Raw genomic sequence first — 12,234 nt, forward strand, 5'->3', positions numbered from 1 at the left:
TTATTCGCGAAAAAAAGCATCCGGCTTTTCCAAAAACCGCCGGGTCAGTTGATAATGCTCCGTATCCCGATAACGAATCGGCTGTATGGGAGACTCGTCAAACGGGTAGCGCCCGGCATCGGGAAACTGCTCGCGCAGCAGCTTGATCGTCCGCAAATAAACCAAATGTTTCCCCTCCCTACTCACAATTGGGCCAAGTCACGCCGATACAACCATATAGGGGGGGTATCGGTGGACAAGGTTTCCTTTCTTCAGGAAAAAAGCGCTTTTCATATGAAATATCCGGAACAGAGCGATCTCTCCTTTTATCGGTGGTATACACAGCAGCACCCGGATGAAGCGATCGGCTGGTATCATCTCGGCCAGGCCCGCGAGGCACAGGGAGACATTCGGCAGGCGCTTGCCGCTTACAGACAAGGGCTTTTTGCCAAGCCAGGTCCTTACTGCGACGAGGCGCGAGACGCCTATCAAACATTGCTGCGCGAGCAACAGCGTCAAGGCTGGCGCAACCGGGCGCGCCTGCTTCTCGCTTCGCTCGCTTTTTTGTACGCCCAATTTGTTTTTTCCCCCGGTCCTTTGCCGGATGGCACGCCGGCTGCCGGCACAGAGACGCCAGCAGCGCCCGCCAGCATGTCGGCTCCGGCGCAGCCGCACGTAGAGGTGATTGCCGTTCCTGCGACGCTCCGTCCCCAAGAACGGCAAAGTCAGGTACGGCGTTATGCAGAGGCGCGGCGTCCGGCGCTCACGCAGCCTTATACCGTACTCGTCGTGCCGGAGGTTCCCGGCTCGCCGCTCTTTGCGCCCCTCCTGTTTTATCAGCCTAAACAGGTGCTGGGCATTCTCCAGTACCATCCGGGCAGCCGGACGATCATCAGTCAGCGCTGGTTCGACACCCCCGTCAGCCTGGATGGGGAAGCCACGCTCGCAGCCGTGAGAGGCGACCTGGCCGTCGAGCAGCAAACGTTGCAGCATGTGCTGACGCTCCGCAATGCCCTCTATCGCTACTATCAACAAAAAGGGACTCTTCCTGCCCGTCTGGCGGAGTTGGCAGGCAGCTATCCCGGCAACTCCTTGCCGCAAGTTCCATTTCCGCCCAAACGGCTGCTGCTGGAAAGCTATTCGTATCATCCCTACGCTTTTCAGAGCGGGGCAGCCTGGGACAGCCTGCGTGACGTGCTGCCGCTGCCAGGCTATCCGGAGCCGCTGTCGCCGCTTGCGCCGCTTCAGATCCGGCTGTCGCAAAAGTCGCATACGCTGCAATTGGTCAGCGGGACGCATCTCGTCCGCAGCTACCCGGCCGCGATTGGCAAAAACGGTTCGACACCAGAGGGCTACTACACGATTTTGCAAAAGATCAACAAACCGCGCGGCCATGACAACATTTACGGAACACGCGGGCTGGTTTTTCAAGGAAACGGCTATGCCGTCCACGGAACCAACCACCCCGCGAGCATCGGAACATCCGTCTCGCTCGGCTGCGTCCGACTGTTCAACGCCGCTGTGGAGGAACTGTACACCTTTGTCTCGCTGGGCACAGAATTCATCATCTCGGACGCTCCGGCGCCCGCCCAGCCGTGGAGCAATCCGGCCCCCTTCATCCTTCCGGCGGGACCCGAGGAAGAGACACCCGGCGTCACTTACAGCTGGTTGCACTAGTTCTCGCTATGAAAAGACGAACCAGCGGTACCGCTGGTTACGGGACGATGCCTTGCGACAAAAACAGGAAAGACCGCTTGCTGTCAGCCAAGCGGTCATCTTCTTTGTTCTCTGCGACACCAGCGCAGAAGAATGGATGGGCAACTGAAAAAAGCGCGCCCCCATCGGGAACGCGCTCTATTTGTCATGGCTTATTTTTCTTCTTCCAACTGACTGATCGTTTCTTCCTGTTCTTCTTCCGGTTTCCAGTAATCGAGCACTTTTCCTTGCAGAACCTTGCCTTTGATAAACTCCACTTGCTGCTCGCTAAAATCCTCTGTCCATTCGACGTCCAATTCCTCAGCCAGCCGCACGACAGTCAATAGCTCTGACCAGGCGACGTAACGTTTGTACCAGAAAAACTGTGGCTGCTCGTTCATATATGGGTAAAGGTCGTCAAAATCGGTATGTTTACAGTCGAGAGCTCGCTCAAAATTCACTTTGGCTCGGCGTAATTGATCCTTGAAAAAAGTGGACAAATCTCTTTGTGTGAAGTCAGACATGGTTGTTCCCCCCTGTCTACCGATTTACTGGTATTGTACCACGCGAAAGAAGATGTGCAAATAGTTGAATCGGTCGAGTTGTCTATCTATATGCGAATCAGCCGCCATTCGTTCCTGTGGAATTTCCCGGCTGCTGCCCGCCATCCGCAGGCGGTGTCGGTTGCTGATTGCCGTTAGAGGAGCCTGATGGCCCATTGCCTGGGTTGGCGATATCGGGCGGCACTTCGCCAGCATTCCCCGGAGTTCCTTGGTTGCCCGGATTGCCCTGGCCGCCATTCGGATTTTGGCCGCCCGGCTGTCCGCCATTAGTGCCCTGGTTGCCGTTTCCGCCGCCAAAGTTCGGCGGGAACTGGGGCGTGCCGTCACCGTTGTCGCTACCTGTTCCATCCGGATTCGGCTCCTGGGTGTTGCCGTCCTCGTGCTGCTCTTCCCCGGCACGAATCAGGTTCTCCAGGCTTTGCGAGTTAATGGGGGTGATCGGCGAAGGCGTCTGTTCCTCGCCCCGGGCGTTGCGCGGAACCACGACATAGCGATACTCGTTCGGTTGATCCAGCGTATCGATGAATGTCGTATCCTTCCATCCCGCCACAATCAGCTCGCGCTCGCCGTTTGGCTTGATGCGGTACACGTCATAGGTGTAATCGGGCGCCCCGCCAATCCAGCTCAAGACGACCTTCAACTGGTTGTTGTCCAGTGTCAGGTCTGCCGCCAGTTGCAGCGGCTGTGCGGTTTCTTCCTCTTGCTGCTGGTCCGCAACGCCATCCGGTCGCACGAAGTCTGAAGCCTTCACGCCCTTCAAACCGGCCGCGAGCACCTTGGAAAACATTTGCGCGGTCAGGCTGCTGCCCTGACGCATCAAGTGCTGTTTGTCCTCGGGGTCGAAGCCCATCCAGACGGCGCCGACGTATTCCGGCGTATAACCGACGAACCAGGCATCCTTGTTCACGCTGCTGTCCCCGGCAATCGACTGGGTCGTACCCGTTTTTCCGGCAACGCGGCGTCCGGAGATACGGGCTGCCTTCCCTGTTCCTTCCTGAACCGCTCTCTCCAGCATGGTGTGAACGGCCCATGCCGCTCGCGGCTTCAGCACCTCGGTCTGTTTTCCTTCATACTCGCGGACGACGCCTTCACTCTTGTTCTCGATTTTCGTAATCGTGTGCGCCTCGGACATGATCCCGCCATTGGCAAAGGCCGTATAGGCCTGCGCCATTTTCAGCGGGGACGTTCCTTTGCTGAGACCTCCGAGCGCAATCGCCAGGTTCCGGTCTTCCGGCGCCAGCTCGATGCCGAATTTTTGCAAGTAATCAATCCCCGTTTGCACGCCGATCTCATTCAACAGCCAAACCGCGGGCACGTTGAGCGAATCAATCAAGGCACGGTTCATGCTTACGGAATCGCTGTATTTGTTGTTGTAGTTGCGAGGCTCATAGCCGTTAAAGCTCTGTCGCTTGTTGCTGAGGGAAGAATTCGGCCCCCATTTGCTGTCCGAGTCAATCGCAGGCGCGTACACAGCCAGCGGCTTTAAGCTGGAGCCCGGCTGACGCTTCATGTCCGACGCGTAGTTGAAGCCTTTTGCCGCGTAGTTGCGACCGCCCATCATCCCGGCGATGCCGCCGTTTTTCGCATCCACGACGATCATGGCCGACTCCACGCCGCGCTTCGGCCCGTCTTTCGGGAAGTTTTTCGCGTTGGCGTACTCCTCGATCATGGCATCCTGCACTTTCGGATCAAACGTCGTGTACACCTGCCAGCCGCCGCGGTACAGCTCTTCCTCTGTCACGCCGTACTTGACTTCCGCTTCTTCTACCATGTGGTCGAAAAAGGCGCGGTAGCCTTTTTTCAGGCTGGCTCCGGCGACTTCCGTCGGTTCGGTTGGCAGCGGCTCTGCCTGCGCTTCATTTTTTTGCGATTCGGTAATGATGCCCTGCTCATACATCAGGCGAATAACGGTATCCCGGCGCAGCTTCGCCTTTTCCGGGTTGTTGAACGGCGAGTAGGTCGTCGGTGCTTTCGGAATTGCCGCCAGCATCGCCGCTTTGGCGATCGTAAACCGCTCATCACTGACAGAATGTCCGAAGTAATAGTTGGACGCGTCCTCGACGCCGAACTCCCCTTCGCCCAAATAGACGCGGTTCAAGTACATTTCCAATATCTGATCCTTCGAGTATCGGCGTTCCAGTCCGATCGCGATACTCATTTCTTTCGTCTTGCGCCAAAACGTTTGGTCCAGGGTGAGAAATACGTTGCGGGCCAGCTGTTGGGTGATCGTGCTTCCCCCTTCAGCCAGTGAACCTTTTTTAATGTCATTGATAATGGCACCGCCGATCCGGATCATGTCGACGCCCTTGTGCTCGAAGAAGCGTTTGTCCTCGACGGCGAGGAACGCGTTAATCAAAATTTTGGGCATTTCGCTGATCGGCTTGTATTCACGGTTTTTTTGACGAATCAGGCTCGTCATCTCTTCGCCGTTTTTGTCGTATATGACGGTTGGTTCTGTTTTCAAATCTTTCAGCTTCTGTTCGTTTTCCGCAATCATCCGATCTCCCGCATACAGCAGGGAGAAGTATCCCCCAATGACGCTCAAGATGAGAAAGACTGCGAATCCTACGGCAATCATCAGCAAGTTGTTCTTTTTCTTCCTGACTTTCTTCTTGGCCTTTGTTGCCATTTCTTACCTCCTGGTTTTCTCTCTCCCCCGCATCTTATATAGACGGATGCTTTCGAAAAAAGTTTCTCCGTTTGGTTTTGGCACGTGTCTATCATTCCATACTGCTTTCCATTTGTCACTGGAAAAGCCTATCTCTTCGGAGATAGGCTTTTTTTGACCGATCAAAACGATTTATTTCAGCAGCTCTTCGGCAGTTGCCACCACATTTTCTACCGTAAAGCCGTATTCGCGCATGATGCGTTCGCCTGGTGCGGATGCGCCGAACTGGTTGATTGCGATGATTTTGCCGCTATCTCCGGTGTAACGCTCCCAGCCCAGCGGCGAGCCCATTTCTACGGCTACCCGTGCTTTGACCGTCGGAGGAATGACTGCATCGCGGTATTCTTGCGGCTGACGCTCGAACAGGTTCCAGCTTGGCATGGACACGACGCGCGCTTCGATGCCGCGGGAGAGCAGTTCTTCGCGGGCTTGCATCACCAGAGATACCTCGGAGCCGGTAGCCAGCAGGATGAGCTGCGGATTGCCGCTTGGCGCATCTGCCAGTACGTATGCCCCTTTGGTCACGCCTTCTGCCGCTTTTTCGATCGTCTCAGGCAGAACGGGCAGGTTTTGGCGAGTGAGCACCAGTACGACTGGCTCGTCCGTGCGGGATATCGCGTATTTCCACGCTTCGTTCGTCTCCACTGCATCTGCCGGACGCATAATGGTCAGTCCTGGCATCGCGCGCAAGGAAGCGAGCTGTTCAATCGGCTCGTGCGTCGGACCGTCTTCGCCGACTGCGATGGAGTCGTGCGTGAACACGTACACCACTGGCTGCTTCATCAGCGCAGAGAGGCGGATCGCCGGACGCAGGTAGTCGGAGAAGACGAAGAACGTACCGCCGTACACTTTCACGCCGCCGTGCAAAGCCATCCCGTTGAGGGCTGCCCCCATGGCGAACTCGCGAACGCCGAACCAGATGTTGCGGCCCTCGTAGGAGCCTGGCAGGAAGTTGCCCGCTTCTTTGATGACGGTGTTGTTGGAATGAGCCAGGTCAGCGGAACCGCCGAGGAAGAACGGAACGGTTTTCGCCAGCGCGTTGATCGCGTTTCCGGACGCTACGCGCGTCGCCAGTTTGGCTCCTGCCTCGTACACAGGCATGTTCGCATCCCAGCCTGCTGGCAGGTGCCCTTCCTGTGCGGTCGTGAATTGCGCCGCCAGATCCGGGTACGCCTTGGCGTAGGCCGCAAACTTGTCGCGCCATGCCGCTTCCGCTTTTTCGCCCGCTTCTGCCAGGCTGGCGTAGAAGTCTGCTACTTCCTGCGGAACGTGGAATTCATTTTCGTGCGTCCACGCGTAGTTCGCCTTGGTCAACTTCACTTCTTCCTTGCCGAGCGGAGCGCCATGGGAAGCGCTGGAGCCGCCTTTGTTCGGGCTGCCGTAACCGATAATCGTTTTGACTTCGATCAGGGTAGGACGATCCAGGTCTTTTTTCGCTTCCGCAATCGCCGCTTCAATCGCGGCCAGGTCGTTTCCGTCTTCTACGCGCAAGTATTGCCAGCCGTATGCCTGGTAGCGCGCCGCCACGTTTTCCGAGAAGGAGCGGGACAGCTCGCCGTCCAGGGAAATATCGTTCGAATCGTAGAGCACGATCAGTTTGCCCAGCTTCAGGTGTGCCGCCAGGGAAGACGCTTCGCTGGACACGCCTTCCATCAGGTCGCCGTCGCCGCAAATGACGTAGGTGTAGTGGTTGACGATATCAAAGCTGTCGCGGTTGTAAACAGCTGCCATATGCTTTTCCGCCATGGCCATCCCGACCGCCATCGCGATCCCTTGTCCCAGCGGTCCGGTCGTCGCATCCACGCCAGCCGTATGCCCAAACTCCGGGTGGCCTGGCGTTTTGCTGCCCCATTGGCGGAAGTTATGCAGGTCTTCCAGCGAAACATCGTATTTCATCAAGTGCAACATCGAGTATAATAGCATAGAGCCATGTCCGGCAGACAGGACAAAGCGATCGCGGTCGATCCACTGCGGATTGCTAGGGTTGACCTTCATGAAACGGCTCCACAGGACATGAGCCATAGGGGCAGCGCCCATTGGCATTCCCGGGTGGCCGGAATTGGCTTTTTCAATGGCATCAATCGCCAACGTGCGGATGGTGTTGATGGATAGCTGATCGACAGACGTATGCTGAGTCATCTCGCGAAATCCTCCCTGTGCTTTTCTATAAGTCAATACGTAGTATCGAGTAAAACACACTGTGCCATTATAGCATAGTTCAAGTTCAAGTTCATGCTTGCTTTCATAGAAGAAGGAGGTCTTTTTCGAATGTCTTCTACCCTCTACCTCATCATTGGCATCGTGCTGGCACTCGCCGGGTTCGGCATGCTGTTTGCCGCCATGAGCAGCTCGCCCGTCCTGAAAAAGAACAGGGAAAAGCTGCGCAGACAGGCGGCGGAAAATCACCGTCCCGAGGAAGTGTGAGAAAAAAAGCCGGCTGTCCTGGGCGTTTTCCCTCTCAGGCAGTCGGCTCCTTTTGCAATTCTCCCCTGTGCTTCGCGCTTCTGGCTCCCCTCCAAAGCTTCATTCGCATGTACTGGCGAATCGCGATGTAGCAGACGGCGGCGACAACTGCTGTCCCCAACGCAATGTTCCTGTACGCGTACACGCCTGCCAGCAGCGCGTCCAGCTCGTCCGAAAACCAGTAGCCCATGAGAAAAGAATGAAGCGTCCAGACGAACGTGCTGGGCAGAAAAAACAGCCAAAACCGTCGCAGCGGCATCCGGCATCCCCCGGCAACAAACGGCACCAGTTGGCGCGCCACCGGAATCCATACGCTGATGGACAGAAGCCAGCCCGCGTATTCCTGCTGCTTTTGCCCGCGTCTCAGTCGGGCAGCCCGGGATCGGCCGATCAGCCGTGCAAGAACAGGCGCCCCCATCCTCGCGCCCGCGATGTAGCTTGCCCCTATCCCGATGAGTGCCGCCGCCAAAACGACTGCGTACCCAGCGAAAAATTCTGCATCCACCTGTGTCATTCTTGCGCCCGCACCCATCACCGAAATTTCATCGGGAACGAGTTGCCGGAGAAGTTCTTTCCCCAGTTCGCTCCAAAACGCTGCAACGTCTGTCATCCCATTCTCCGCTCCTTCTCTCCAGCCTGCTCTCTATGCTACAGGGGAAACCTTTCGAAAAGGAAACGAATGCCTTACATTTTGGGAAAGGATTTATGACAAATGGTTGAAGAAAGCGGGGCGGGCTGGCTGGGTACCAGAAGCACAAAAAAACGCGCTTATCACCGCCGCACCCTGAGAGCAGCAGATAAACACGCCTGGTTCCGGTTTTTCGCTTTTTTTGTTAGCGGCTGTCCAACGCCTGGCGCTTGCTGCGCACAGCGGACATGGCCTCCATAAACTCTTCCTTTTCGATCACATTCAATTCGTACAGCTCGCGAATCTCGTCCTCGATCAACAACAGATCCCCCTCCGGGTCTCCTGTGTAGATGAACAAGCCAAAGCGGTGCAGAAACGCCTTTAAATCGAACTCATTCGGGTTCGCTTTCAATGGGCTCCCTCCAGATCGATTTCCATCCTCGCGAGGACGGCATCGTAATCAAACTCGACAGCAAAGCCGGTAATGACGATGATCTTCGCATCCGGATACGCTTCCTGCCACGCCTCCTCTTCCTCAGGCTTCAATCCGACAAGGTAGAGCGGATCTTTGGAAAGCAGGGGATGCTCCTGGCGCAGACGCAAAAATTCGCGGCATCTGTCCTGTTCCTCGGCCGCATTCAAGACGAGGACCGCGCGCGTTACCTCATTCGATTCCCGCTGCCCCGCGATCAGCTCAAACGTTTTCGCTGTAGGCACCATGGCATTCACCTCGGGAAAGCGGTCGAGAACTTCATCCAGCCAATCATCTTCATGCCAGGCCAGGTAGTACAGCATTGCAGTAGACATGGAACCAACACCTCATGGATATATACTAGACGACTTGCGAAACGATTCTTGTTTCTTTTCCATTATACCATGCCAGGAGCGTTGCTGCCCACGCCGCTCGCTTGACTTCGACACTTCGTTCACGTAAGGTGGTACATGCAAGCAAAAAGCAGCTGATTTTCGCGTGAAACGAGGGAACTGTTCGTGAAGAAGAAGTACCTGGCTCTCTTGTTCTTCATTGCCTTTTTGACCATGCTCGGATTTGGCATCATCATTCCTATTCTCCCTTTCCTAGCAGAAAAACGAGGGGCGTCTTCCTTTCAAATCGGCGTTTTGTTCGCCAGCTACAACATCATGCAGCTTTTGTTCGCACCTGTATGGGGAAGCCTCTCCGACCGGATCGGGCGAAAGCCGCTCGTCTCTTTTGGCCTTTTCGGCTTCGCCGTCACCTTTATCCTGTTTGGAATGGCAAGCAGCTATACGGAAATGCTCGTCTACCGCATCCTGGGCGGCATCGTCTCCGCAGCGGCACTGCCCACGGTGACAGCCATGGTCGCAGACCTGTTCCCGTCTGAAGAGCGGGCAAAAGGAATGGGGGTCGTCGGTGCCGGGATTGGCCTCAGCTTTGTCTTCGGCCCCGTCATGGGCGGTCTGCTCAGCGGGTACGGGTTTGCGGTTCCCTTTTACGCGGCGGGGATCGTCGCGTTCGTCACGTTTCTGTTCATTCTCGTCGCTTTGCCGGAAAGCCTGCCCAAAGAAAAGCGGACGAGCCTGCCCAAAGAAGCGCGAAAAAACCCGCTCCCTTCTCTATTCGGCTCCCTGTCGCTTTTGTATGCGATCCTGTTTGTGGTCTCGTTCGCCTTTTCCGGACTGGAGACGACCTTTGCGCTGTTCATCAGCGATCTGTACGGCTTTACGTCCAAAGACCTTGGCTACATGTTTCTCGTCATGGGCCTGATTGCAGCCTGTGTGCAAGGCGGCCTGATCGGCAGGCTGGTCAAACAGTTCGGAGAAGCCGCCGTGCTTGCCCTGGGAATGATTTTTTACGGCATCGGCTTTTTCGCCATTCCGCTGTCCGGCAACTTTTGGGCGCTGGCGTTGATTTTGTCCTTGTTCGGGGCCGGACAAGGCATGATCCGGGCAACCGCCACCGCGATGATTACGCAGCGTACTACGCAAGGACAAGGCGTCACCAGCGGGACGATCAGCTCGATGGACAGCCTCGGACGCATCCTGGGTCCGCTGGCAGGCGGCGCGGTCTACCCGTTCTCCCACAGCGCCCCGTTTTTCCTCGGGGGCGTCCTGATGGTGCTGATTCTGCTCTGGTTTTTCGGCAGCTATCGACGGCTGCCCGACCCGGAGCCGACTGTGCAAACCTCGAATTCGTAGCCGACAGCCCGTTTGTCCGTCAAACGCCAAAGGCAGCGGAAGCCCCGGACTTTGTGTCCGCGCTTCTTCGCTGCCTTTCTTTTGCTTGCCCGCAGGCCGCTTCGCTTACGCCTCCTGCAACTGCATCCAGGCGAAGTACGCCGCATCGATTTCTTGTTGCACCTGCTCGCTTTCCGCTTGCCACTCCGCCAGTTGCCGATAGTCCGCCGTCCCCTCCGCCAGCCGTCTGTTCAGACGTTCTTTTTGCTCCTCCAGCCTGGCAATTCGCTCCTCCAGTTCTGCCAGCTTGAAGGCGTTGGGACGTTTGGATGGGGCGCCGGGGCTCACGGTTCCGTGAGACGACTTGCTTTTCGCTGCCGCTTGCGGCGCTGGCTGGCTCGCTTTGCTTGTTTCTTCCTCCCCGCGCCTGTCAGCCCGCGCTGCGCTACGCCGCTTCTGCTTTTCCCGCGCCTCCTCGTAGCTGCCGACATCATGCACGAGCTGTCGATCCTCCACCCAAAAGACGCCGTCGACCATTTTTTGCAGAAAATAACGGTCGTGGGAGACGATGAACAAAGAACCGTGAAACTCAGCGAGCGCTTCCTCCAGCGTTTCCCGCGCTTCGATATCGAGATGGTTGGTCGGTTCGTCCAGGATGAGCAGGTTGATGTCCTGATGCATGAGCTGGGCCAGGCGCAGCCGCATGCGCTCGCCGCCGCTCAGCTGGCCGATCCGCTTGAAGACGTGCTCGCCGTAGAACAGAAACCGCGCCAGCAAATGTCTCGCTTCTGCCTCCGTCACCTTCGCCACGTCGCGGAACGCGTCGATCAGCCGCTGGTTTTGGTCCCCTTCCAGCGCTTGCTGCGAAAGATATCCGACCTTGACGCTGCTGCCCATGGTGAGCGTGCCCGCGTCCGGCTCGATTTCGCCCAGGAGCATGCGAATGAGCGTCGACTTTCCGCAGCCGTTCGGCCCGAGCAGCGCTTTTCGCTCCCCGAAGCGGAGCAGCAGGCTGGCGTCGGAAAACAACGGTTTGCCCCCGTACGCTTTGTGTACGCCTTTTACGATCAGCACATCCTGGCCGCTCCGGTCGGTCTTTTTGAACTGCAAGCCCATCCGGTCGGCTTCCATTTTCGGCCGCTCGATCCGCTCGATGCGCGCCAGCGCCTTTTCCATGCTCTTCGCCCGGCGGTGAAACGCTTCGTTCGGCGGATTGGAGCGATTGCCCCACTCTTTGAGCCGTTTGATCGTCTCCTTCATCTTTTTGATTTTTTTTTGCTGCTCCTGGTAGGCGGCAAACTGACGCAGCAAGCGCTCCTCCCGCTCGGCGGCAAACGCGCTGTAGTTGCCGATGTAGAACTCCGCCTCCCCGCCGTCGACATGGTAGATCGACGTCACGACAGCATCCAGGAAGTAGCGGTCATGGGAAATAATCAGTACCGTTCCCGGATAGCTCTGCAAAAATTGCTCCAGCCACTCCATCGATTCCACATCGAGGTGGTTGGTCGGCTCATCCAGCAGCAGGACGTCGCTTTTTTGGCACAACAGCTTGGCCAGACCCGCCTTCGTCTTTTCGCCCCCGCTGAGCTTGGCAAAGGGCGTCGCCAAAAGCTCCGCGCTAATGCCCAACCCTTGCGTCACCTGCGCCATGTGCGTCTCCCACTGGTAGCCGTCCAGCTGCTCGAACTCGTCCTGCAGCTTCTGATAGCGCTGCATCAGCCGATTCAACTCGCCCTCGTTTTCGTAGCATAGCGCCATCTGCTCTGCCAGCTCGCGCATCTGCCCCTGAATGTGGCGCACATCGGCAAACGCGCTTGCCACCACATCTGCGCCTGTCCAGTCCGCCGGGTACTGCGGAGATTGCGGCAGGTAGGCCCAAACCGTTCCTTTGGCGCGGTACAGCTCTCCCGCATCCGGGGTTTCGATTCCGGCCAATAGCTTGAACAAGGTCGTTTTCCCCGCTCCGTTCGGCCCGACGATTCCTACCCGCTCGCCCGCTTTTATTTCCAGTGTCACGTCTTTGAGAACCGGATCGGCTCCGTACGATTTTTGCAAGTGTGTAGTCGCGACGATTATCATGCGTT

General features: G+C 57.0%; 11 protein-coding genes. 3 read left to right on the top strand and 8 right to left on the bottom strand.

Annotation, left to right across the window (positions count from 1 at the left end; translation table 11 throughout):
- Positions 1-165 (bottom strand): hypothetical protein, encoded by a 165-nt coding sequence (locus tag ACTHO6_RS07355; RefSeq protein ID WP_440240875.1) that lies wholly within the window; start codon positions 163-165, stop codon positions 1-3.
- 66 nt (positions 166-231) lie between these two features.
- Here ACTHO6_RS07355 and ACTHO6_RS07360 point away from each other — a divergent pair, with 66 nt between their 5' ends.
- Positions 232-1,656 (top strand): L,D-transpeptidase family protein, encoded by a 1,425-nt coding sequence (locus ACTHO6_RS07360; protein ID WP_440240876.1) that lies wholly within the window; start codon positions 232-234, stop codon positions 1,654-1,656.
- A gap of 191 nt (positions 1,657-1,847) precedes the next feature.
- Here ACTHO6_RS07360 and ACTHO6_RS07365 read toward each other — a convergent pair whose 3' ends face one another.
- The 3 genes from ACTHO6_RS07365 to tkt all read right to left on the bottom strand — a co-directional run bounded on the left by ACTHO6_RS07365 (position 1,848) and on the right by tkt (position 7,044).
- Positions 1,848-2,198: a hypothetical protein gene (locus tag ACTHO6_RS07365; protein WP_440240877.1), complete on the bottom strand. Its 351-nt coding sequence runs from the start codon at positions 2,196-2,198 to the stop codon at positions 1,848-1,850.
- A 97-nt stretch (positions 2,199-2,295) separates the two neighbouring features.
- Entirely contained in the window at positions 2,296-4,866 is a 2,571-nt protein-coding gene (locus ACTHO6_RS07370) for a PBP1A family penicillin-binding protein (RefSeq protein WP_440240879.1), read from the bottom strand.
- Between the two features lie 171 nt (positions 4,867-5,037).
- A complete protein-coding gene (tkt, locus tag ACTHO6_RS07375; protein ID WP_440240880.1) occupies positions 5,038-7,044 on the bottom strand; it encodes a transketolase in 2,007 nt (668 codons plus the stop codon).
- A gap of 129 nt (positions 7,045-7,173) precedes the next feature.
- Between tkt and ACTHO6_RS07380 the strand changes: the two genes are divergently transcribed.
- On the top strand, positions 7,174-7,329 hold the full coding sequence (locus ACTHO6_RS07380; RefSeq protein ID WP_440240881.1) for a hypothetical protein: 156 nt from the start codon (positions 7,174-7,176) through the stop codon (positions 7,327-7,329).
- 34 nt (positions 7,330-7,363) lie between these two features.
- Here ACTHO6_RS07380 and ACTHO6_RS07385 read toward each other — a convergent pair whose 3' ends face one another.
- The 3 genes from ACTHO6_RS07385 to ACTHO6_RS07395 form a co-directional block, all read right to left on the bottom strand.
- A complete protein-coding gene (locus ACTHO6_RS07385) occupies positions 7,364-7,978 on the bottom strand; it encodes a DedA family protein (RefSeq protein ID WP_440240882.1) in 615 nt (204 codons plus the stop codon).
- A gap of 223 nt (positions 7,979-8,201) precedes the next feature.
- Complete coding sequence (locus ACTHO6_RS07390) at positions 8,202-8,408, bottom strand: YqgQ family protein (RefSeq protein ID WP_440240884.1); 207 nt, start codon at positions 8,406-8,408, stop codon at positions 8,202-8,204.
- Positions 8,405-8,803, bottom strand: a complete 399-nt coding sequence (locus ACTHO6_RS07395) for a hypothetical protein (protein WP_440240886.1) — start codon at positions 8,801-8,803, stop codon at positions 8,405-8,407. The genes ACTHO6_RS07390 and ACTHO6_RS07395 overlap by 4 nt, the downstream gene beginning before the upstream one ends.
- 177 nt (positions 8,804-8,980) lie before the next feature.
- On the opposite strand from ACTHO6_RS07395, the gene ACTHO6_RS07400 reads away from it, so the two are divergent.
- A complete protein-coding gene (locus tag ACTHO6_RS07400) occupies positions 8,981-10,171 on the top strand; it encodes an MFS transporter (RefSeq protein WP_440241000.1) in 1,191 nt (396 codons plus the stop codon).
- 105 nt (positions 10,172-10,276) lie between these two features.
- Here ACTHO6_RS07400 and abc-f read toward each other — a convergent pair whose 3' ends face one another.
- Positions 10,277-12,229, bottom strand: coding sequence for a ribosomal protection-like ABC-F family protein (gene abc-f / locus ACTHO6_RS07405; protein WP_440240888.1), 1,953 nt, complete (start codon positions 12,227-12,229; stop codon positions 10,277-10,279).
- Positions 12,230-12,234: the final 5 nt, after the last annotated feature.

Origin of the sequence: Brevibacillus sp. SAFN-007a, from assembly GCF_051967035.1 — a bacterium.
GTDB lineage: Bacteria > Bacillota > Bacilli > Brevibacillales > Brevibacillaceae > Brevibacillus.